This is a genomic window from Mobilicoccus pelagius NBRC 104925, from assembly GCF_000247995.1.
GTDB lineage: Bacteria > Actinomycetota > Actinomycetes > Actinomycetales > Dermatophilaceae > Mobilicoccus > Mobilicoccus pelagius.
Genome location: NZ_BAFE01000094.1, coordinates 176,578 through 198,912, shown reverse-complemented (window position 1 = coordinate 198,912; position 22,335 = coordinate 176,578). Strand labels below are relative to the sequence as shown.

At 72.9% G+C, this 22,335-nt stretch carries 17 protein-coding genes and 1 pseudogene; 5 read left to right on the top strand and 13 right to left on the bottom strand.

All coding sequences use genetic code 11. The features are described 5' to 3' along the window. Positions 1 to 176: 176 nt before the first annotated feature. The 3 genes from MOPEL_RS15205 to MOPEL_RS15195 are packed head-to-tail and all read right to left on the bottom strand — an operon-like array spanning position 177 to position 4,220. The gene (locus MOPEL_RS15205; protein WP_009760591.1) at positions 177 to 2,015 is read right to left on the bottom strand and encodes a dihydrolipoyl dehydrogenase family protein; all 1,839 of its coding nucleotides are present in this window, start codon (positions 2,013 to 2,015) and stop codon (positions 177 to 179) included. Positions 2,016 to 2,034: 19 nt separating this feature from the next. Continuing rightward, entirely contained in the window at positions 2,035 to 3,018 is a 984-nt protein-coding gene (locus tag MOPEL_RS15200) for an alpha-ketoacid dehydrogenase subunit beta (RefSeq protein WP_009760590.1), read from the bottom strand. After that, positions 3,018 to 4,220: a thiamine pyrophosphate-dependent dehydrogenase E1 component subunit alpha gene (locus tag MOPEL_RS15195; RefSeq protein WP_009760589.1), complete on the bottom strand. Its 1,203-nt coding sequence runs from the start codon at positions 4,218 to 4,220 to the stop codon at positions 3,018 to 3,020. The genes MOPEL_RS15200 and MOPEL_RS15195 overlap by 1 nt, the downstream gene beginning before the upstream one ends. A gap of 177 nt (positions 4,221 to 4,397) precedes the next feature. On the opposite strand from MOPEL_RS15195, the gene MOPEL_RS15190 reads away from it, so the two are divergent. Beyond that, the gene (locus MOPEL_RS15190; RefSeq protein WP_009760588.1) at positions 4,398 to 4,925 is read left to right on the top strand and encodes a hypothetical protein; all 528 of its coding nucleotides are present in this window, start codon (positions 4,398 to 4,400) and stop codon (positions 4,923 to 4,925) included. Positions 4,926 to 5,030: 105 nt separating this feature from the next. On the opposite strand, the gene hisC is transcribed toward MOPEL_RS15190, so the two are convergent. The 4 genes from hisC to MOPEL_RS16905 all read right to left on the bottom strand — a co-directional run bounded on the left by hisC (position 5,031) and on the right by MOPEL_RS16905 (position 11,334). Further along, positions 5,031 to 6,170 (bottom strand): histidinol-phosphate transaminase, encoded by a 1,140-nt coding sequence (hisC, locus tag MOPEL_RS15185; protein WP_009760587.1) that lies wholly within the window; start codon positions 6,168 to 6,170, stop codon positions 5,031 to 5,033. A 222-nt stretch (positions 6,171 to 6,392) separates the two neighbouring features. Beyond that, positions 6,393 to 7,607 carry a CPBP family intramembrane glutamic endopeptidase gene (locus tag MOPEL_RS15180; protein WP_009760586.1) on the bottom strand — a complete coding sequence of 405 codons (1,215 nt, stop codon included), beginning with the start codon at positions 7,605 to 7,607 and terminating at the stop codon, positions 6,393 to 6,395. Positions 7,608 to 7,863: 256 nt separating this feature from the next. Then, positions 7,864 to 9,426, bottom strand: a complete 1,563-nt coding sequence (locus tag MOPEL_RS16280; protein ID WP_009760585.1) for a hypothetical protein — start codon at positions 9,424 to 9,426, stop codon at positions 7,864 to 7,866. A 477-nt stretch (positions 9,427 to 9,903) separates the two neighbouring features. Beyond that, positions 9,904 to 11,334: a lytic murein transglycosylase gene (locus MOPEL_RS16905; protein ID WP_245544804.1), complete on the bottom strand. Its 1,431-nt coding sequence runs from the start codon at positions 11,332 to 11,334 to the stop codon at positions 9,904 to 9,906. A gap of 385 nt (positions 11,335 to 11,719) precedes the next feature. Between MOPEL_RS16905 and MOPEL_RS15165 the strand changes: the two genes are divergently transcribed. Beyond that, positions 11,720 to 12,133, top strand: coding sequence for an SRPBCC family protein (locus MOPEL_RS15165; RefSeq protein WP_009760583.1), 414 nt, complete (start codon positions 11,720 to 11,722; stop codon positions 12,131 to 12,133). Between the two features lie 248 nt (positions 12,134 to 12,381). Then, complete coding sequence (locus MOPEL_RS15160; protein WP_245544803.1) at positions 12,382 to 13,389, top strand: alpha/beta hydrolase; 1,008 nt, start codon at positions 12,382 to 12,384, stop codon at positions 13,387 to 13,389. 121 nt (positions 13,390 to 13,510) lie between these two features. On the opposite strand, the gene MOPEL_RS15155 is transcribed toward MOPEL_RS15160, so the two are convergent. The 3 genes and pseudogenes from MOPEL_RS15155 to MOPEL_RS15145 all read right to left on the bottom strand — a co-directional run bounded on the left by MOPEL_RS15155 (position 13,511) and on the right by MOPEL_RS15145 (position 19,011). Then, positions 13,511 to 15,022, bottom strand: a complete 1,512-nt coding sequence (locus MOPEL_RS15155; protein WP_009483767.1) for an amino acid permease — start codon at positions 15,020 to 15,022, stop codon at positions 13,511 to 13,513. A 429-nt stretch (positions 15,023 to 15,451) separates the two neighbouring features. Further along, positions 15,452 to 15,667, bottom strand: a pseudogene (locus MOPEL_RS19065) (DUF4186 family protein); the annotation flags it as partial. Positions 15,668 to 15,903: 236 nt separating this feature from the next. Continuing rightward, positions 15,904 to 19,011 carry a glycine--tRNA ligase gene (locus tag MOPEL_RS15145; RefSeq protein ID WP_009483766.1) on the bottom strand — a complete coding sequence of 1,036 codons (3,108 nt, stop codon included), beginning with the start codon at positions 19,009 to 19,011 and terminating at the stop codon, positions 15,904 to 15,906. Positions 19,012 to 19,181: 170 nt separating this feature from the next. Between MOPEL_RS15145 and MOPEL_RS15140 the strand changes: the two genes are divergently transcribed. After that, positions 19,182 to 19,373: a hypothetical protein gene (locus tag MOPEL_RS15140; protein ID WP_009483765.1), complete on the top strand. Its 192-nt coding sequence runs from the start codon at positions 19,182 to 19,184 to the stop codon at positions 19,371 to 19,373. A gap of 114 nt (positions 19,374 to 19,487) precedes the next feature. Here MOPEL_RS15140 and MOPEL_RS15135 read toward each other — a convergent pair whose 3' ends face one another. From MOPEL_RS15135 to thpR, 3 genes are all read right to left on the bottom strand, one after another. Further along, a complete protein-coding gene (locus MOPEL_RS15135) occupies positions 19,488 to 19,772 on the bottom strand; it encodes a YciI family protein (RefSeq protein ID WP_009483764.1) in 285 nt (94 codons plus the stop codon). Positions 19,773 to 19,912: 140 nt separating this feature from the next. Continuing rightward, on the bottom strand, positions 19,913 to 20,842 hold the full coding sequence (locus MOPEL_RS15130; protein WP_009483763.1) for a polysaccharide deacetylase family protein: 930 nt from the start codon (positions 20,840 to 20,842) through the stop codon (positions 19,913 to 19,915). A 124-nt stretch (positions 20,843 to 20,966) separates the two neighbouring features. After that, positions 20,967 to 21,527 (bottom strand): RNA 2',3'-cyclic phosphodiesterase, encoded by a 561-nt coding sequence (gene thpR / locus MOPEL_RS15125; protein WP_245544802.1) that lies wholly within the window; start codon positions 21,525 to 21,527, stop codon positions 20,967 to 20,969. Between the two features lie 146 nt (positions 21,528 to 21,673). Here thpR and MOPEL_RS15120 point away from each other — a divergent pair, with 146 nt between their 5' ends. Continuing rightward, on the top strand, positions 21,674 to 22,072 hold the full coding sequence (locus tag MOPEL_RS15120) for a PaaI family thioesterase (RefSeq protein WP_009483761.1): 399 nt from the start codon (positions 21,674 to 21,676) through the stop codon (positions 22,070 to 22,072). The last annotated feature ends 263 nt before the right edge of the window (positions 22,073 to 22,335 follow it).

Below are 22,335 nucleotides of genomic sequence, written 5' to 3'. Positions count from 1 at the left end.
GCCCGTGCCGCGCGACGGCCCCCGGCCCCCGGCCCACACCCGCGCTCGGTCTCGGGCTCGGGCTCGGTCTCGGGCTCGGGCTCGGGCTCGGTCGAGGGTGCAGAACGACGACGCAGCCGGGCGGTCGTGACGACGACCACCCGGCTGCGTTCTCGATTGTGCTCTCGGCTGCGTGCTCAGCCCCAGACGAGTCCCTTCGCGGGGTCGTGGAGCACGGCGGCGACGTCGGCGAGGAACCGGCTGCCGAGGTCACCGTCGATGAGGCGGTGGTCGAAGCTCAGGCCGAGCTGGGTGACCCAGCGCGGCTCGATGCGCTCGTCCGCACCCTCACCGACGACCCACGGCTGCCGACGCACGGCACCGAACACGAAGATCGCCGACTCGCCCGGGTTGATGATCGGGGTGCCGGTGTCGACGCCGAACACGCCGACGTTCGTGATCGTGATCGTGCCGCCCGACATGTCCGCCGGCTGCGTCTTGCCCGCCCGCGCCGTGTCGACGAGCTGCCCCATCGCCTCGGCGAGTTCGCGCATGCTCATCGCGTCGGCGTCCTTGATGTTCGGGACCATGAGGCCCCGCGGGGTCGCCGCGGCTATGCCGAGGTTGACGTAGTGCTTCTGCACGATCGTCGCCGAGCCGTCGCTCTCCTCGACCCACTGCGCGTTGACGCCCGGGTTGCGCTTGCACGCGAGCAGGAGCGCCTTGGCGACGACGAGGAGCGGCGTCACCTTGACGTCGCGGAACTCCCGGTCGGTCTTGAGCCGCTCGACGAGTTCCATCGTCGCCGTGACGTCGACCGTGACGAACTCGGTGACGTGCGGGGCGGTGAACTTGCTCGCGGTCATCGCCTGCGCCGTGACCTTGCGGACGCCCTTGACGGGGATGCGGGTCTCACGCTCACCGGAGCGGGCCGGAGCCGGGGCCGCCGCGGCGACCGTCGTGTCCGTCGCCGTGGCGGGAGCAGTGGCCTGCGCCGATCCGCCGGAGACGAACGCCTCGACGTCGGCCCGCGTGATGATGCCGTTCGGTCCCGAGCCGGGGACCTGTGCGAGGTCGACGCCGTTGTCCTTGGCGAACTTGCGCACCGGCGGCTTGGCGAGCGGACGCCCTTCCCGCAGCGGCACCCCACCGGGGGTCGAGACGGGGACGGACGCCACGGGTGCCGGGGCGGGGGCGGCAGGCGCAGGAGCGGGGGCCGGAGCAGCGGGCGGAGCGGCGGGCGCGCTCGGTGCCGAGGCCGCCGGTGCCGGGGCGCTGCGGCGGCGACGGCGGGTCGTCGACGTGGCGATCTCGCCGTAGCCGACGAGGTTGGGTTCGCGCTTCTCGCCCGAACCCGAACCACCGGTGGCGGGAGCGCCGGTCTCGGCGGGACCGTCGACGGCGATCGTGATGATCGGCGCGCCGACGGGCACCTCGGTGCCCTCGGCCTCGAGGATCTCGACGACGGTGCCCGCCCACGGGATCGGCAGCTCGACGAGGGACTTGCTCGTCTCCACCTCGACGACGATCTGGTTGACCTCGACCTCGTCGCCGGGCTTGACCTTCCAGCTCACGATTTCGGCCTCGGTGAGGCCCTCGCCCGGGTCCTGGAGGTTGAACGTGCGGACCGTGCCGCCGCCAGCCGGGGCGCCGCCCTTCGCGGGGGTGACGTCGGTGACCTCGGTCGCCGCGGACTCGCCGGTGGATCCCGGGGAGGCCGTGCCGCCCCAGCCACCGCCCGCGTCGGCCGGCGGTGCGGCCGGGACGGCGGGGATCGGGGACTCGTCGCCCGCACCCGCGACCTCGACGCGGATGATCGGCGCGCCGACCTCGACCTCGGTGCCCTCCTCGACGAGGAGTTCGGCGACGGTGCCGTCCCACGGGATCGGCAGTTCGACGAGGGACTTGCTCGTCTCGATCTCGACGACGATCTGGTTGACCTCGACCTCGTCGCCGGCCTTGACCTTCCAGCTCACGATCTCGGCCTCGGTGAGGCCCTCACCGGGGTCGGGGAGGTTGAACGTCTTGATGCCCATGTGCGTGCGCGTCCTCTCGTCAGTACGCGAGCGCGCGGTCGACGCCGTCGAGCACGCGGTCGAGGTCGGGCAGGTGGAGGTGCTCGAGCTTGCTCGGCGGGTACGGGATGTCGTAGCCGGTGACCCGCTGGACGGGAGCCTCGAGGTGGTAGAAGCAGCGCTGCTGGACCTGGGCGGCGATCTCGGCGCCGAGGCCGAGGAACCGGCTCGCCTCGTGGGCGACGACGAGACGGCCCGTCTTCTCGACGGACGTCGTGATCGCACCGATGTCGAGCGGGTTGAGGCCGCGCAGTTCGACGACCTCGATCGACGTGCCCTCCGCCTCGGCCGCGGCGGCGGCCTGCAGGGCGGTCTTCATCATCGGGCCCCACGCGACGAGGGTGACGTCGGTGCCCGGGCGGGCGAGGACGGCCTCCTCCATCGACCGCGGCGACGACGGGGCGTCGAGGTCGACCTCCATCTTCTCGTGGTAGCGACGCTTGGGCTCGAAGAACATCACCGGGTCGTCGGAGGCGACGGCCTCCTGGATCATCCAGTAGGCGTCCTCGGCGTTGCTGCACGTGACGACCCGCAGGCCGGCGCTGTGGAGGAAGTACGACTCGTTCGATTCGCTGTGGTGCTCGACCGCACCGATGCCGCCGCCGTAGGGTACGCGGACGACGATCGGCAGACGCACCGACCCGTGGGAACGGGCGGGCATCTTGGCGATCTGGCTCGTGATCTGGTCGAACGCCGGGTAGATGAACCCATCGAACTGGATCTCGACGACGGGCCGGTACCCGCGCAGCGCGAGACCGACGGCCGTGCCCGCGATGCCGGACTCGGCGAGCGGGGTGTCGATGACGCGATCCTCGCCGAAGTCCTTCTGCAGACCCTCGGTGATGCGGAACACGCCGCCGAGCTTGCCGACGTCCTCGCCCATGACGAGGACCTTCGGGTCCTTCTCCATCGCGCGGCGCAGACCGGCATTGATGCCCTTGCCCAGGGTGATCTTCGTGCTCATCACGACTCCTGCGTCTCGAAGCCGGCCTGGTACTCCTCGAACTCGGCGCGCTGCTCGGCGAGGGGGCCGTGGGGGTCGACGTACGTGTGGTCCCAGAGCATGCTGCTCGGCGGGTCGGGCATCTGCTGGACACCGGCGCGGATCGCGGCGGCGAGCTCGTCGGCCTCGCGGTCGACCTCCTCGAAGAACGCCTCCTCCGTCTCGTGGAGGGAGAGGAGGAACTTCTTGAGACGGGTGAGCGGGTCGCGCTCGCGCCACAGCTCGACCTCGGCCGAGTCGCGGTACTTCGTCGGGTCGTCCGAGGTGGTGTGTGCGCCCATGCGGTACGTGTACGCCTCGATGAGGAACGGGCCCTGGCCGCTGCGGGCGTGCTCGAGCGCGTGCTGGGAGACGGCGTAGCAGGCGAGCACGTCGTTGCCGTCGACGCGGACGCCGGGGAACCCGAAGCCGCTCGCCCGCTCGTAGAGGGGGTTGCGGGTCTGACGCACGTTGGGCTCGGAGATCGCCCACTGGTTGTTCTGGCAGTAGAAGACGATCGGCGCCTGGTTGACGGCGGCGAAGACGAAGCTCTCCATGATGTCGCCCTGCGCGGTGGCACCGTCGCCGAAGAACGTGACGACCGCGGTGTCGCGCTCGGGGTCACCGGTGCCGTAGTCGCCGTCGCGCTGGACGCCCATGGCGTAGCCGACCGCGTGGAGGGCGTTGTTGCCGATGACGATCGTGTAGAGGTGGAACTTCTTCTCCTCCGGGTCCCACGCCGCGTGGGTGCACCCGCGGTACATGCTCATGATCGAGAGCGGGTCGACGTCCTTGCACCACGCGACGCCGTGCTCGCGGTAGGCGGGGAACGCGTGGTCCTGGGGCTTCATCGCCCGGCCGACGCCGATCTGCGCGGCCTCCTGACCGAGGAGCCCCGGCCACAGGCCGAGTTCGCCCTGCCGCTGGAGGGCCGTGCCCTCGGTGTCGAGCCGCCGAACGAGGGCCATGTCGCGGTAGAGGCGACGGCCGTCCTCCTCGGTGAGGGCGTCGACGTACTTGTCGTAGGGGAGGTTGACCTCGTTGCGGATCCGGTTCCCGTCCTTGTCGATGAACCGCACCGCGACGGGACCACCGTCGTAGTAGGGGGATCCGACCGTCGTCTCGTGGTGTTTGACGCCTTCGACCTCGAAATCGAAGGCTCTGGCAACGCCGTTGTCGCTCATAGGCACTCCTTCGTGGAGAGTGGGACGGATCCGGCCGGGGCGGCACGGGGTGGGGGCCGTCCTGGCGCCCGGGGCCGTCCGGGCACGTGTCCGAACGACGGTAACCCAGATCACGTCCGGCCGGGTCGTGCTCGCGAGGACTGTGAATTCCTCCGCGTCCGCGCCGATGAGAGGGGTATGCCCGTCGCCGACGCCTCCCCTTCCCCACGGCGTCTCCTGCCCGTCCTCGCCCTCGTGGTGACGACGCTCCTCGCCCTCGCGTTGTGGGGTCTCGCGGTACGGCAGGTCGTCACGGGGGTGACTCCAGGACGCACGTCGGCGACGGGGATCGTGACCGACTGCCCGTCGGCGCCCCTCGGGCCCGGATGCACGGTGCGGTACGCCGACCCCGCGGGTGTCGTGCGCGAGCAGCCGATCGACCGGCCCGGTCTCGTCGGGGTCGCCGAGGGTGATCTCGTCCCCCTCGCGCTCGTCGACGACGGCTCGATCTCCGTCCGGGGGTGGCGGCTCTGGGTCGACGCGCTGATCCTCGCCGGTCTCGCCGTCGCGTGCACGACGGGCGCGACCCGTTGGCTGCGGACCGTCCTCGCCGAGTCCGACCGACGTGCTCTCGTCCACGGCGCCGACCTCACCCTCCTCGACGAGGACCGTCCTCGTGGCCACCGTGGGGACGGCGGGACGAGCGGACTCCGCGACGTGGGCTGACGGGCCCGTCCGACCTCGCACCGCCGCCCTCCTCCGGACACGCCACGGCCCACCGTGCGGGCCGGAGCCTGCGACACGGTGGGCCGTGAATGTGCGTGGTGCGGCTCAGGAGGCCTGGCCGCGGAAGTCGCGGGCGACCTCGAGCAACCGGTCGTTCGCCTCGGGCACCTCGACGGAGACGCGCACGCCCTCCCCGGCGAAAGGCCGCACCGACAGTCCGCGGGCGTCGGCGGCCTCGGCGAACCCCTCCGCGAGCTCCTCCAGGGGGAGCCACAGGAAGTTCGACTGGGTGTCGGGCACGTCGTACCCGAGGTCGCGGAGGGCGGCGAGCATCCGTCCACGCTCCTCGACGAGGTGCTCGACCCGCTCGAAGAGCTCCTTCTTCGCGCCGAGCGAGGCGATCGCCGCACGGGCGGCGAGGTCGGACACGGCGAACGGGATGACGCAGGAGCGCAGCGCCGTCGCGAGGCGCGGCCGCGCGACGGCGTACCCGACGCGGAGCCCGGCGAGCCCGTACGCCTTGCTGAAGGTGCGGAGCAGGACGACGTTGGGGTGGGCACGGTAGACGGCGAGACCGTCGACGGCGGCCTCGTCGCGGACGAACTCGAGGTAGGCCTCGTCGAGGACGACGAGCACGCCCTCCGGCACGGTCGAGAGGAACTCCTCGAGCTCCGCCGCACCGACCGCCGGGCCGGTCGGGTTGTTCGGGCTGCAGACGAGGACGAGACGCGTGTCGGGCGTGATCGCCGCGCTCATCGCCGCGAGATCGTGCCGGCCGTCCTCGGTGACGGGCACCTGCACTGAGCGGGCGCCCGAGAGGGCGACCATGATCGGGTACGCCTCGAAGCTGCGCCATGCGTAGACGACCTCGTCGCCCGCCTCGCACGAGGCTCCGACGATCGCCGAGAGCACCCCGGAGCTGCCCGTACCGGGCACGATCTCCTCCGGGGAGACGCCGAGGTCGGCGGCGATCGCCGTCCGCAGCTCCGCCCCGCCCATGTCGGGGTACCGGTTCATCGCGCGGGCCGCCTCGCTGACGGCCTCGACGACGCCGGGCAGCGGCGGGAACGGGTTCTCGTTGCTGCTCATCTTGTAGGGGACGACGTCGGGCACGACCGTCGGCGGCTTGCCCGGCTTGTACACCGGCACCCCGTAGAGGGCCTCGCGGAGGTGGACCACCGCCTCGGCTCCCTCGACGTCCTGCGGTTCACCTGCGGCGACGCCGCGGGCGTGGTCGTCCGTCATCGTCTCTCCTGTTCCGTCGGGTCGGGTGCGCCGAGATGCGGCACGTCGTGGGCACGTGCGTCGCGTCGGCCTCCCCTTCACGATGGCACGCCGGGGCGCCGGGGCCTGCACGGCGGGGTCGTCGTCCCCGCCGTGACGACCCGACACCCGGCCTCGTCGGGGCCGGGTGTCGGTGTCGGGTGTCGGTGTCGGGTGGGCGCCCGGGGACGGCGTGAGCCGCGGTCAGGGGAGGGCGCCCACCGTCGGAGGGACGGTGCGGGTGAGGCCCGAGCGGCGGTACTGGCGGTCGAGGACCGCGACGAACAGGGCGGTGACGACGACGGAGACGATCGCCTGGCCCGGCGTGCCGGTCGTCGTCGTGTCGACGTAGCTCTCGGTGATCGTGCCGTTGAGAATGCCGACGACGCCGACGACGACGTTGTTGACGACGTGGAGCGCGATGCCCGCCTCGAGCCCTCCGGTGCGCCACGCGAGGTAGACGCAGCCCGCGGCCATGCCGGCGAGGTCGGTGATGATCCACGGGTCGGCCGAGCCGTGTGCCGCGGCGAACAGGCCGCACGAGACGGCGCCCGCGACGACGAGGCCGACGAGGGGACGCCGGAAGTAGGAGCCGATCGTCGTGAGGACGAACCCGCGGAAGAGGTACTCCTCGCCCGCGGCCTGGAGCGGGGTCATGACGAACGTGAGCACGAGGAGCCAGGGCCAGGCGGCCGGCCGGGGCTCGGTGCGCGACCCGTCGAGGAACCACGCGCCGACGATGTAGACGGCGAAGAGCGGCAGGAGGACGAGGACGCAGCGGAGCAGCCAGCCCCACCGCACCCGACCCTCGACGGAGTGGAGGAACCGCGCCGAGACGCGGTGGCCTGCGGCGACGGCGAGCAACGCGGCGACGGGGAGGAGCGCCAACGACACGTCGAGGACGAACATCGTCGTCGGATCCGTCACGTCGTCGAGCCGGCCCAGGGGGTCACCGGCGCCCCGGAGGGCGGCGACGATCGCGTAGACGACCATCGGCAGGATCGTCGCGATCGCGCCGAGGAGGAACGCGAGCGGCCACGCGACGGGGGCGTGCCACCACCGCCACCGCGGCGTCCGGAGGACCTCCGGGTAGGTGTGCCCGACGAGCGGCAGACGCAGCGGCTTCCACGTGGGCGACGGGGGCGTGAACGTCGAGGGCTGCGGGGCGACACCCCAGGGGCCGACCTCGCCCTGCGGCGCCGCGTGCTCGATCTGCTCGATCCCTGCGGCGCCGGAGCCGCCGGTCGGACGGGCACCAGAGGCCGCGGGGGCGGCCGAGGCGACGGGCGTCGCACCGGAGGCGCCGCTCGCGGACGACGGGGGCCGAAGATCCGGGGACGGTGTGGATCCCCCGGTCGCGGGCGGGTCGGACGGCGTCACGGGGCGAGGCGGCTCGGAGGCCGGGCGGTCGAACTGCATGCCTTCATGCTCCCAGTCCCCGCCGCACGCGACACCGGTCGACGGTGCACATCGCCCGGTCTGAAAGTCGGGATCGCCGCGCGTCTCCCGGCGGGGAGACCTACGATCGACGGCCACCGGATGGCGCCGAGAGCGGCGCCGGGGCGCGCCGAACGAGCGGGGACGACCGGACCGGAGGACGACCGGACCGGAGGACGACCGGGATCCGGCGGGCGTCGGGCGACTCATCGGCAGGAGGAGGCAGGACCGGGTGGGGTCAGCCGGGGGTGTTCTCCCCGCTGGCCTTTTCCCCGTCGCGCTTCTTCTCGCGGCCGTCGCGACCGTTCTTCTCCTGGCCGCGGCCGTGCGCACCCTGCCCACGGTCCTGGCGCCGCTCCTCGCTCCGGCCGGGCCCGCGGGCGCGGTCCGCCGCCTCCTCGGCGGCCTCGTGACGCTCGGGGGGCGCGGCGTCGCCGCCGGGCTCCTCCAGGCGCTGCTCGGTGACGGGCGGGTCCTCACGCTGCGTTGTATCGACCGGCGGAGGCGCCGGGTCGACGTGCTGCGTCGGCGGGTCGACCTTCGGCGTGTCCCCCTGCGGAGGCGGGGGGTCCTGCGGGACGGGCGGGGGCGGCGCGACCGGTGGCCGTGGCGCGACGGGCTTCTCCGAGGTGTTCAGCGCCTTGGGAGGCCGGGGTGCCTGCGGCGCGACGGGCGGGGGTGCGACGGGACGCCCCGGTGCGGGCTTCGCGGTCGTGGGCCGTGGCGTGGGACGCCCTGCGCCGGGCACCGGACGCACGGCGGGCGGGGGCGTGCGCGACGGGGGTGCGTCGGTCGGCTGGGTCGTGAATCCCGGGCCGTTCGTGGGGACGTGCGTCGGGCTGCTCCCCCCACGCCGGGTCGGTGATCCCGAACCGGGCGCGCCGCTCGGTCGCGTGCTCGGGCCGGGCACGGCGGCCTGGCCGACGCCGGCGGTGACGCCCGTCGCGCGGTAGTGGGCCGCCCACGGCAGCACGTCGCCGGGGAACGTCGCGCCGTCGTCGACGCGGACGAGTGCCCGGGCGAGCCCCTCGGGGGTCGTGACGTCGGCGCCGGCGGAACACAGGAGCGTCCCCACGGAGAGGGCGGCGTCGTCGACGTCGGCGACGTTCGCGTTCCCGTCCCCGTCGCCGTCGCGACCGATCGCGGCCCACGTGCTCGGCACGACGAGCATCGGGCCGACGCCGCGGTCGAAGGTGAGGTCGCCGTCGAGAGCGCCCTGGTCGGTGTCACGCACCGTCGTCGAACCGACGATCGAACCGTCGAGGCGCGGCCCGACGACGCGCACCGTCGTCACACCGGCCGCGTCGACCTGCCCGGAGGCGGCGTGGTCGGACTGGACCTTGCCGACGCCCGCGAGGAGCCACCACGGCAGACGGCAACGGGGTGCGTCGTCGGCGAGACGTGACTCGGCGGAACGGTAGGCCTCGAGGACGCGCGGCGGGACGACGTCGCGCTCCCCCGCGGCCAGGCCGGGCGGGGCACCGATCGTGCCGTCGAGGGCCGACGTCGCGAGCGGGAGGGACTTCTCGACGGCATCGCCGCCGCCGACGACACGGTTGCCGAGGCTCGTGACGATCTCGGCGTCCGCCGCGCGGGTCACCGCCTCGGAATCGGTGGGGCGGGTGAGGGTCCAGGCGACGAGGCCCGCGGCGAGGGTGACGACGAGCGCCGATCCGGCACCGACGAGCACCGCCGGACGGCGCACCCGCCCGTGTGTCTCCTCCACATCGTCGAACTCGTCGAACGCGTCGGTGTCGTCGGGCAGGTCGTACCCTTCGGCGTCGAGTCGACGCCGCCTCACGATGCACTCCCCATGACGCTCCCCTGCAGTTCCCCCACGACCGGCCACACTCGGGGACGGTCGTCCGACAGGGACACCGTATCCGCCCCGCACACCCCCGATCCACCGATCCCAGTAGCGATTTCGTCTCGATCGGGCGACGCGGGGCCGAGGATCGGCCCCGCCGTCCGGGCGCCCGACCGTAAGCTTCTCGGCGCTCTCCGAGGACCCGGAGCGCACGCGGCGACCGGACGCGTCGTCGAGGAGCTGCGCCGACGGCGGTGACGTCGGGCCCCGCCCGATTCCGGACCGCACGTCCGCCAGGCGACATCACCCACCATCAGGGTGCCGCCGGGAGTCGCGAACGACCACGGCCCCGACCGGCCACACCGACCGGCCACACCGACCGGCCACACCGACCGGCCACACCGACGACGAAGGCCCCCGCCGTCGCGGCGGGGGCCTTCGTCTGTCGTTCGTGGAGAGGCGGATTCCTGGTCAGTCCTCCGGCGTCGTGCAGGTCGGCGTGGGGACCGGGTGTTCCTTGCCGTCCTTCCCGATGACGTGATTCCACCGCGGATCCTCGAGCGGTGCCCTGGGGTCGAAGTCCTCGGGGTCGATCCCGTCTGTGGGGAAGACGCACATTCCCAGCTCGTCCTCGTCCGGCTCTTCGGAGGGCGACGGGCTCGTCGAGGACGACGAGGACGGGGTCGGCTTGGGAGTGGACGTCGTCGACGGCGGCGACGACGAGGTCGTCGGCGTGGGCTTCGGCGTCGTCGGCGTGGTCGTCGTCGTCGTCGGCGTCGTCGGCGTGGGCTTCGTCGGCGTCGTCGGCGTCGTCGGCGTCGTCGGCGTCGTGGGTTTCGGCGTCATCGTCGCCGACGGCTTCGGCGTCGCCGTCGCGGGGGGCGTCGTCGTGGGAGGCGCGCTCGTGGGAGGCGCGGTCGTGGGCTTCGGCGTCGTCGGCGCGGGTGTGGGGGTCGTCGTGGCGGACGGCGTCGGCGTGGCGCGACGCGGCGTGGGGGTCACGGGCGTGCCCGAGTCCCGGGGCGCGGCGGGGCGCGGCAGCGGGATGGGTAGCGGCGACGTGCCACCGGTGTCGGCCGGGGGGACCGCCACGGGCGGCGGGGTCGCGCCGTCGCGGTAGGCACCGCCGGCGGCGAGCACGTTCGCGACGTACTGCTCTGACGGGTTGTACCGCATGATCGCAGCGTGCAGGGCGGAGGCGTCGCGGAGGTCGCCGCCACCGGCGCAGAGGTAGCGGCCGGCGCTGAGGGCGGCGTCGTGGACGTTCTGGGGGTCGGCGGTGCCGTCACCGTTGCCGTCGGCACCGAACCCGCGCCACGTCGATGGGAGGAACTGCATCGGTCCGACGGCGCGGTCGTAGACGCTGTCGCCGTCGAGGACGCCGCGGTCGGTGTCGCGGACGGTTGCAGTCTGCGGGGTGGATCCGTCGAGGCGGGGACCGAAGATGGGGGTGGTCGCGCGGCCCGCGGCGTCGACCTGGCCGCCGGCGGCGTGGCCGGACTCGACGTAGCCGATGCCGGCGAGGACCCACCAGGAGAGGTGGCAGCCGGGCTGAGTGCGCGCGACGCCGGCCTCGGCCTGGCGGTACGCGGCGGCGACGGTCGCGGGGATGCCGGTCGTCGGCAGCGGCGCGGTCGAGGGGGTGCTCGGCTGTACCGCGGCGGGCGCGGCCTGGATGAGGCGGGGCAGCGCCGTCCACGGCAGGGTGGCGGGCGTCTCCGTCCCGACGCGGCCCGAGAGGATGTCGATCCCGGCACCCTGCTGGGCGGCGGGGCGCGGTACGCCCGTCTGCGGAGGCGGTATCGGCGTCGAGGTCGGGGCTCCGACGGCGAGCGGGGCGAGTGCGATGAGGGAGGCCGTCCCGACGACGGCGGCCTGGCGTGCGCGGGTCGAGACCCCCACTTGCGGACGGTCCCGGTGCTGCGGCGGACGTCCGTGCGCCTCCGCATCCCGGGCGGGACGCTTCGGACGTGACAGACGGGCACCGACACGCGACAGGGCGTCGCGACGAGTCATGGGAATCCTCTCCTGCGCGCATGCGGCATCACCGCGGGGGCCACGGTCTCCCCTGCCCATCGGCCGGTGTCCCCCTGGTCTGAGCCGGGAGACCGTTGTCATGCCCATTGTCCTCCTCCCGGCGCCTCTCGGCGAACCGGCCGGTGGCCGAGCGACCACCTCGGTCGGGCCTCGTCGACGGCGGGTACCCATCACCGTCGACGGCCCGGTCGGGCGACCGGTGACGGAAGTCCCTTCCGTGGGTCGGCCTGGCGGGGGTAGACAGCCCCCCATGACCGAGTACGTGGAGACCGTCGACATCGCCGTCGACCCGCAGCTGTTGTTCGACTACCTCGCCGACGTCGCCAATCTGCCCCGGTACATGCCGCGGCTGTCCCGGGCGGAGGAGGCCGGAGACGGTGCGGTCTCGGTCACGGCGGCGCCTCGACTCGCCGACGGGTCGCGGGTCGAGGTCGAGGGCACCGCCTGGACCCGCGTCGACGCGCCCGGCCGCACGTTCAGCTGGGGGTCCGTGGGCGGGCGCCACGGCTACCGGGGCAGCTTCGACATCGACGCCCACGAGGGCGGCTCGTCGCTCACGGTCCGCATCATGAGCGAGCGTGCCGACGCCGACTCGGTGCGGGCGGGTCTCCGCGACGTGCTCGCCTCGATCAAACGCCTCACCGAGGGCGGCACCACCACCTGACGCACCCACCCGAGACGACGACGGGACGGCGCTCCGAGATTCGGGGCGCCGTCCCGCGCGTCCGAGGACGATGGCGGGCCGTGGTGGCCCGCATGCGGATCCGACGGCATCACGTGACGCGTGCCCCCCCCCTGGCGGCGCGGTCCGGCCGTTCCTCGTGTCGACAAGGGACGCTGCGTGGTCCCCGCGCATCTCCTACCGTGGTGCGACGGGAGTCGGACGCTCGACTCGGACAGAGGGGGAATCGGATGACGTGGCGTACAGCGCTGGTGGGTGTCGGGGTGGCCGGGATGCTCGCGGCCTGCGGAGGTGGGCAGCCCGCCTCGCAGGAGGGGAACGACGCTCCGGGGGCGGGCGCGACGACGAGTGTGGTGACCTCGCAGGGGCCGTCGATGGGGGGCGGAGCCGTCTCCGAGCGGCTCGATCTCGACGCGGTGGGTGACGGGATCACCGAGCACCGGCTCGACCTGTTCCTGCCGAAGAACCAGGGGGCCGGTCCGTTCCCGCTCGTCATCTGGGTCCACGGCGGTGGCTGGAAGGGCGGCGACAAGAGCGACATCGGCCGCGGCGAGGACATCCAGATGGTGCAGACGAAGCAGCTGCTCCTCGACAAGGGCTACGCCGTCGCGGCACCCAACTACCACCTGCTGCCCGACACGCGGTTCCCGCAGCCGATGCAGGACGTCGCCGCCGCGGTGCGGTACCTGCGGGCGCACGCCGCCGAGTTCGGCCTCGACCCGGAGCGGTTCGCCCTCATGGGCGACTCCGCCGGCGCGCACCTCGCGGCGATGACCGCGATGACGCCCGACGAGCCCGACCTCCAGGGCACGCTCGGCGACTCCTCGACCGACGCGCGCGTCGACGCGTTCGTCGGCTACTACGGCCTCTACGACCTCACGCAGCGCACCGAGGACCAGAAGAACGTGTGCGGCGGTGGCAAGCCGGGCGCGGAGTCCTCCCACGGTCGCCTCGTCGGCGCGGACCCCGACTCGCCCGAGGGTGAACCGGCCGCGCGCACGGCAAGCCCGGTGACGTACGCGTCGGCATCCTCGCCCGCAGTCCTGCTGTTCTCGGGCCGGGAGGACTGCACCGCGCCCTACCCGCAGGCCGAACGGTTCCACGCCGCGCTGAAGCAGGCCGGCGCCCCGACCGAGCTCACCCTCATCGACAAGGCCCACGGTGACGCGCAGTTCTTCACCGACCCGGCCATCCAGTCCCAGCTCGTCCGGTTCCTCGACGCACACGTCAAGAACTGAGACGCCCCGGCGGCCGCCCGGGGACGCACGCCGGAACGACGACGGATCCCGCCCGGGAGGTCTCCTGGGCGGGATCCGTCGTCGTGTCGTGGTGCGTGTCGTACCGGGTCGTCGATCCGGGTCAGTGCCGGCGGAGGTCCGCGGCGGCGAGGTCGACACGGGTCGACTTCGTGACGACCTTGTGGCCGATCCACAGGGCGAAGAACAGCGGCAGGCCGATGTACGTCGCGAGGAGTTGGATGAACTGCCCCTCCGGGTGGAGGATCATCTCCGAGCCCTGCCCGATGACGACGATCGTGCACATGACGAGCGCGACGATCGGACCGATGGGGAACAACGCGGCCTTGTAGGGCAGGTCGGCCGGGTCGCCACCCTGGGCGACGTAGGCCCGGCGGAAGTTGAAGTGACACCAGGCGATGCCCATCCACGTGATGAAACCGGCGAGACCGGAGGCGTTGATGAGCCACGTGTAGGCGACGCCCTCCCCGACGAGGCTCGTGAGGAAGCAGAGCGCACCGATGGCGGCGGTCGCGAGCAGGGCGGGCATGGGGATGCCGTGCTTCGTCACCTTGGTGAAGAGCTTCGGCGCCTTGCCCTGCACGGCGAGGCCGTAGAGCATCCGGGTCGAGGCGAACATGCCGGAGTTCCCCGCGGAGAGGATCGCCGTGAGGATGACGGCGTTCATGAGGGTGGCGGCGCCGAGGACGCCCGCGTTCTGGAAGATGAGGGTGAACGGGGCGATCGAGATGTCCTCGGACTCGCGCGCGCCGAGCAGACGCGGGTCGGTGTACGGCAGGAGAAACCCGATGATCGCGATCGCGCCGATGTAGAAGAGCATGATCCGCACGAAGACGCTGCGGATCGCGCGCGGGATCGACTCCTCGGGGTTCTCGGCCTCACCTGCGGCGACGCCGACGAGCTCGGTGCCCTGGAACGAGAACCCGGCGATCATGAAGACCGACAGCATGCCGGCGAACCCGTTGACGAACGGCGCCTCCCCCAGCGTCCAGTTGGAGAACCCGGGCGACTTGCCGCCGAGGATCCCGAGGATCATGAGGACGCCGACGACGAGGAACACGACGACGGTGACGACCTTGATCGACGCGAAGAGGAACTCGCCCTCGCCGAACACGCGGACGTTGACCGCGTTGAGGGCGACGAGGATCGCGAGGAAGAGCCCCGACCACACCCAGCCGGGCGTGTCCGGCAGCCAGAACTTCATGACGAGGGCCGCGGCGACGAGCTCGACCGCGACGGTGATCGCCCAGTTGAACCAGTAGTTCCAGCCGAGGGCGAACCCGAACGACGGGCTGACGAACCGTGACCCGTAGGCCTCGAACGAGCCCGCGACGGGCAGGTAGGTCGCCATCTCGCCGAGGCTCTGCATGAGCAGGAAGACCATCAACCCGATGGCGGCGTACGAGAGGAGCGCACCTCCCGGGCCGGCGTTCGTGATCGTCGCACCGGAGGCGACGAACAGGCCCGTGCCGATCGCGCCGCCGATGGCGATCATGTTGATGTGTCGGGGGCGCAGCCCGCGATGGAGTTCCTCCCGCGGAACGCCCGTGGCGGGGTCCACCGCCGTGTGCCCGGAGGCACCGCCGGGCGTGTCGTGTGCGTCGGTCGTGGCCATCGCCAACCTCTCTCGTCCCACCGGCTCCATGCTGGGTCCTGCGGAACCTACCATCGGGGCGGCGCCGGGGGCGGGGACGGGGACGTCGCGATTCGGTGTCGCCCCGGGACGACGGGGACGGGGTCGCGAACGGCGCGACGAACCGGCGCGACGCGCGAGAACGGGAGCGAGGGCGGGGCGATCGACGACGCGGCGACCGTGCCGCCGTCGGCATGCCGGCGCGACCCGCGGCGGCGCGACGGTGCGTTGCGACGGCGCAGCGTCCGGCGGTGCGACGACGCGGCGGGTGGCGCGGGAACGGCGCGGGGCCGGGGCGGGCTCGGCCCCGTCGTTCAGCGCGGGAGCGGGGGGGGAGCGGGGCGAACTCGCGGGCGAGGGTGCCGTCGTGGAAGACGTCGGCGTGGAAGACGTCGGCGCCACCGGGGATCTCGCGCACGGTCCGGCTGCGACGACCGCGGGCGGTCGGGCCGGGGCGAGGCGCGCGAGGACGAACTCCCGCGCATGCTCGGGCATGACGTCGAGGCCCCGCCGCCGCAGGTACTCGAGCTTCTGGGCCCGCAGGTGGAACGTCACGCGGGACGGGAACCGGGCGATCCTCTCGATGCGCGCGTCGATCCGCGCGCATCGTCCGCTGCCATGCCTCACCTCACGTCGGTAGGGCCACGCCTCCGGACATGCGTTGCGGGTCCGAGGCGGCCCGGGGCTTCCGCCCGCCGGGAGCGGACGTGACGCCCTCGGAACGGTCTCGACCACCTCTCGGAGCGTGCAGGACCGTGACCTGCGGCATCACGAACGACAGGTGCATCGAGACCGTCCTCACGGCGCTACGCGGCAGAATCCCCCCACGACCGACCGGAGGACGCGCGGGAGTGCGGGTCGGCTCAGGCGAGCAGCGTGTCGAGGGCGCGGTAGTCGATGCCCGTCGGCGCGGTGGCGCGGACGGCGGCGAGGAGGCCGAGGCGGGCGGCCTTGACGTCCTCCTCCTTCGCCATGACGAGGATGTCGTCGAAGAACCGGGCGATCGCGGGGACGAGCCCGGCGTCGCCGACGGCGGCGAGGTACCCGGGCAGGTCGTCGTGCGAGGCGAGGCGTTCGAGGGACTCGCGCAGCTCGACCTCGGCGGGCTCGGTGAGGAGCGCCGCGTCGTACGTCGCCGCGGTGCCGGCGGGCACGATGCGCTCGATGCGGACGAGCGCCTCGACCAGCGCCTCGAGCTCGTCCGCCCGGTCGCCCTCGCGCAGCGTCGTGACGTCGGCGAGCGCCTGGGCGAGCGAGCCGGGCCGATCGGCGGCGGGCAGGACGGTGGCGACGAGGTCGGCCCCGACGCCCTCGTCGCGGAGGAGCTGGGCGAGGCGGCCGGTCGTGAACTCCGCGGCCGAGGCCACGGCGTCGTCGGACACGGTGATGCCCTGCTCGCGCAGTCGCGCGGCGGCGGCGGTGAGCCCGTCGGTGACCGTGACCCCCGAGAGCGGCGCGAGCGGACCGCCCGCGTGGGCCTCGCGGAGAATGCGGACGACGCCGAGAGCCGCCCGGCGGAGACCGTACGGGTCGGAGGATCCGGTCGGTTTGGCGCCGAGCGCGAACATCGCCATGAGGAGGTCGAACCGGTCGCCGAGCGCGAGGAGCGCGCCTGACACCGAGGCGGGCACGGCGTCGACGGCGGTGTGCGGCTGCTCCATCTCGTAGAGCGCCTGCGCGACGGCCTCGGGCTCGCCCTTGCGGAGCGCGTACTCGCGGGCGACGAACCCGGCGAGGCTGCTCATCTCGACGACGAGCTGCGTCGCGAGGTCGAACTTCGCGAGCTGCCCGGCACGGGTGAGGGTCTCCCGCTCCTGCGCGTCGAGGGCGACGGCGTCGCCGAGGGCGGAGGCGACCGCGGCGATGCGGCGGGCGCGCTGACCGACGGAGCCGAGGCGGTTCTCGAACGTGAGGGTGTCGAGGCCGGGGACGAACTCGTCGACGGTGCCCGCCTGGAGGTCGGCGTTCCAGAAGAAGAGGGCGTCCTCGTAGCGGGCCCGGATGACGGACTCGTTGCCGGCGCGGACGACGTCGTCGTCGCAGGTGCCGTTGGCCATCGTGACGAAGCACGGCATGAGGTCGCCCTGCGCGTCGAGGACGGGCAGGTAGCGCTGGTGCCTGGCCATGACCGAGGTGAGGATGCGGTCGGGCAACTCGAGGTATCGCTCGTCGAAACGGCCGAGGATGCCGTGGGGCTGTTCGACGAGGTTGGTGATCTCGTCGAGCAGGTCGGCGTTCGCGTCGACGTCGATGCGGCCGCCCTCGGCCTCGGCGAGCGCCGTGGCCTGGCGGACGACGTCGGCGCGGCGATCGGCGGTGCGCCATTCGATCTCACCGCGTTCGATGGCGGTGAGGAGTTCGTCGGCGGAGGTGACCTCGACGTGACCGACGGGGGCGCCGTCGGCGCGGCGACCGGAGCGGCCGTCGGCGCCGCGGGAGGCCTCGGTGACGCGCTGGAGGTACGTCGTGCGACCGGCGTGAACCTCGGAGATCTGCGCGGGGACGACGACGTCGCCCCACAGCGCGACGAGCCAGCGCACGGCGCGAGAGAACGAGAGGGCGGGGTCGCTCCACCGCATGTTCTTCTCGGCGCGCAGGCCCTTGACGCAGGACTCGACGATGCCGCCGAGGACGGTGACGGCGTCACGGCCGGGCACGTCGATCTCGACGCACGCGTGCTCGTTGCCGCCGATCTCGGCCTTGACGACCTGGTCGCGGGTGACGCCCTGGCCGCGCATGAAGCCCTCGAGCGGCTTGGTGAGGTTGCCGTCGGCGTCGAACGCGGCGGCCCACTTGGGGCCCTTGCGGAGCTGCGTCGCGTCGGGTTCGCGGGCGGCGACGCCCTCGACGACGGCGACGACGCGGCGGGGCGTGCCGTCGACGGTGATCGTGCCGTGCTCGAGGCGCGTGGCCGCGAGTCCGGAGGTGAGGGCCTCACGCACGGCCTCGACCGTCTGCGGGAGGACGTGCGGCGGGAGCTCCTCGACGCCGATCTCGAGGGCGAAGGTCTGCGGGGCGGCGTCGGCGGCGATCTCCGGGGCCTCGGTGACGGCGTCGGTGCTCGCCTCGGCGGCCGGGGCCTCCTGTGCGTCGGCGTCCTTGAGCAGGGGGAACCCGAGCTCCTTGCGGCGCTCGACCCACAGGGCGGCGGTATCACGCATGAGGCGACGCATCGTCGCGAACGCCTGCGCACGCTCCGTCGTGGAGATCGCGCCGCGGGCGTCGAGGACGTTGAACGCATGGCTCGACTTGAGGATGTACTGGTGCGCCGGGACGGGCAGGCGCGCCTCGACCATGCGCGTCGCCTCGGCGACGAACGTCTCGTACAGCCGCTGGTTGGCCTCGACGTCGGCGTCGTCGAGGTAGTAGCGGCTCATCTCGTACTCGTTCTGCCCGAACGTCTCGCCGTACGTGATGGGGGTGCCGTCGGGCTTGATCGCGTAGACGATGTCCTTGAAGTGGGTGACGCCCTGCTGCGCCATGAGGATGCGTTCCATGCCGTACGTGAGCTCGACGGGGATCGGGTCGAGATCCTGCCCACCGACCTGCTGGAAGTACGTGAACTGCGTGATCTCCATGCCGTCGAGCCAGACCTCCCAGCCCAGGCCCCACGCGCCGATCGCCGGCTGCTGCCAGTTGTCCTCGACGAACCGCACGTCGTGCGCGTCGAGGTCGATGCCGAGGGCCTCGAGGCTGCCGAGGTACAGCTCCTGGGGGTCGCCCGGCTCGGGCTTGAGGATCACCTGGAACTGCGTGTGCGTCTGCAGGCGGTTGGGGTTCTCGCCGTAGCGGGAGTCGTCGGGGCGGACCGACGGCTCGACGTAGGCGACGTCCCACGGCTCCGGGCCGAGCACACGCAGCACGGTGGCGGCGTTCATCGTGCCGGCGCCGACCTCCGTGTTGAACGGCTGCCAGGTGAGGCAACCACGGGAGGTCCAGTAGTCGGAGAGCTTGCGGAGGGCGTCTTGCATGGTCAGCACGCTCCCAGGCTACCGGCCCGACCGGCGCCGCCCCGACCGTGTTTCACGCCGACCCCACCCGCGCTCCCCGCCGGCACGACCACGGGCCCGCCCCGACGCGCCGAGCGGGCGTGGGCGTGCCAGAGTGGATCCGACACATCAGCCCGACGAAAGGACCCGCCATGGGCAAGGACAACGGTCAGGTCTCCGAGGTCTCGCAGATGACCCCCGAGGGCGGCGCCGAAGGCACCCCGGGCACCGAAGAGGGCACCCCGGCCGCGGCCGACACCCAGCACGCGCCGCACGAGGGCCCGAAGGACTACACGGACGCCGACGCCACCCGCGCGACGGATTCCGCCGCCGGGGCCGAGTGAGCCGATCCCTCACGACGCACGACCGCGCCGCCGTCCCCTCGGGGGCGGCGGCGCGGTCGTGTATGGGTGGGACGGGCGCGCGACGAGGGGTCGAGACGGGTCCGGCGGGTGGGGTCAGGAGGCGAAGACGCCGATGACGGGGTTCCACTCGGTGATCTCGGACCGCTCGAGGATGCCCTCGGTGCGGAACGGGTCGTCGGCGAGGGCGGTCTCCACGGCCTCGGCGCTCTCGGCCTCGCAGACGAGGACGGCGGCGGGCTTCTCCACCCCGACGAGCGGGCCGGAGGCGCGGAGGACGCCGCGCTCGACGAGCGTGGCGAGGAACTCGCGGTGTCGGGGCCGGACCTCGTCGATGCGGGGGTCGGCGCGGTAGTGGTAGGTCACGACGTAGAAGGCCATGCCCTCACGCTACGACCCCGCCCGCACCCCGACCCCACGTTCGGCTCCACCCGGGACCGATGACGTCGTCGATGAGGTCGTCGGATCGGGGGTCACGGCACCCGCGCGGGAGGGACCGATCGGCGGGAGGTCGACCCGGGTCAGGCCTTGGGGGTGGCCGTGGCCATGGCGCCGACCTTGGCGACGACCTCGTCACCCGTCCACGTCGACACGGCCAGGGCCCGCGGCAGCGTGAGGAGCGGCCGGTCGGGATCGATCGGCTTCTCCTCGAGCTGGAACGCCGTGGAGTACCCGGCCTTCTGCAGGTGCGGGAGCGCGGCGGTGTTCCACGCGCCGTAGGGGTAGGCGAAGGTGTCGACGTCCTGCCCGGAGAGCTTCTGCAGGAGGGCCCGCGGCTCCTCGAACTGCGTCGCCCAGTCCTTCGCGCCGTACTTGCGCACGTCGTGGTGGTCCCACGTGTGGCAGCCGATGACGTGGCCGGCGTCGGCGACCTGCCTGATCTGGTCCTTCGTCGTCCATCCGTCGTTGCCGACGACGACGGTCATGATGAACCAGGTGCCCTTCATGCCGCGGGCGGTGAGGTCGGCGAACGCGATCTCCGGCTGGTTGTCCTTGCCGTCGTCGTAGCTGAGGATGACGGGCTTCGCCGGCAGCTCGACGCCCTGCGTGAGGTGCGCGTGGTACTGGTCGGGCGTGATCGTCGTGTATCCCGCGTTCTTGATCGCGTCGAGGTGTTCGCGGTGCTTCTCCGGCGGGATGACGAGCTGGGTCTTGGTGTAGCTGCTGTCGGAGGACGTCCACGGACGCACCTGGTGATAGCAGAGCACCGGCACCGTGGCGCGGGCGATGACGTCCTTCGGGGAGGCCTCGGCGACGGCCGAGGACGTCGTCGGCGAGGCGGACCCGCCCGTGGCGGAGGGGCCACCGGGGGCGCTCGCGGCCTCACTCTGGGGCTCGGCGGGGATCGAGGGGGCCGCACATGCGGCGGCGAGAGCGGCGACACCACCCAAGGCGGCGGCGCCGAGCACGCTGCGGCGGCTCACGGTGTGACGTTCGTTCGACTGGTCCATCTTTCCCCGACTTCTCTTCTCGTGGCTGCGTGGTCCCCCGGCCCGTCCGGACCCCGCCGTCCAGGGTAGCCACCTCACCCACGGAGGCCGGTGAGGCGTGCGGCGCGGCGACGTCGGGCGCGAATCAGCGACGACCAAGCGGGAGTTCGGCGAGGGTCTCGTAGCGGGGGCGACGGCCCGGGCCCTCGCCGAGGTAGGACGCGACGAGCTCGATGCCCGCCGCCCGCCAGCTCGGCCCGACGTAGGTGCCGAACACCTCGAGGAGGCCGCTCGCGTCGGCGGGGCAGGCGAGCCGGGCGAGGGTGACGTGTGGGGTGAACCCCCGACCCTCGACCGTGGTGCCCGCCGCGACGGCCGCGTTGCGGCACCCGACCGAGAGGCGGTCGAGCTCGGCGCGGTCGTCCGCGGTGGCCTCGACGCCTGTCCACAGCACCTTCGCGCGGGTCGCGTCGGGGAAGACCCCGCCACCGGCGAGCCGCGCGTCGGGGGGGCGGCGACGCGCCGCGGCGTCGGCGAGCCGGTCGGTGAGCTCGTCGAGGTCGGCGTCGAGCACGTCCGGCAGGAACGCGAGGGTGAGATGCCACTGGAACGCGTCGGTCCACCGCAGATCGGGCAGGGCCGTGCGCCGGGGCGCGCAGAACTCGTCGAGGTCCTCACGCACCTGCTCGGGGGGAACGATCGCCACGAAGCACCGCATGGCCCGATGGTCCTAGGCGCTGCGGCTCGCGGGAAGGACCCGTGTCCGAGAGCGACCTCCCAACCCCGATCTCACGACCGACCCCCGCCGGCACCACCGTGATTCGAGCGCCGCCGAGCGGGTAGACGAGAGCCATGACGACCTTCCCCGAACGACTCGGCATCACCGGCGTTTCCCCCGACGAGGCACTCCGCCCCGGCGACGACGCGGGCCGCGCGCTCACCGTCACCGACGATCTCATCAACATCAACGGCGGCCTCCACGGCGGCGTCGTCGCGACGATGCTCGACGCGACGATGGGCGACGCCGTCCGCGACGGGCTCGAGGAGGACCAGTCGACCGTCACCGTGTCGATGACCGTCACCTACCTCGAAGGCGCGAAGAAGGGCGACGAGCTCCGCTCCAGCGCCGAGGTGCGCAAGCGCGGCGGCAAACTCGTCCTCGTCGAGGCCGACATCACCCGCGCCTCCGACGACGCCGCCATCGCCCACGGCGTCGGCACCTTCACGATCATCGAGAAGTCCCACGACTGATCCCCCGGGGCGCGCCACGCGTCCACCGCGGGAGGCGGATCGGCCGCTCGGTGCTCATGGCGCCCCGGTCACCGACCGGGGCGCCGCCGCCGTCCTGCCCCGTCGCGCCGCACGCCCACCCGGCGCCACCGATCTCGTCGTACCCCCAACCGCCGGAACGACGAGTTCGTTCCGGCGACGTCGACACGACCCCCGCATCGCCCCTGGTCACAGACCTTCGCGCCCTGACCGGCCCGCACAGTCCGTCGTACCGACGGTTCATC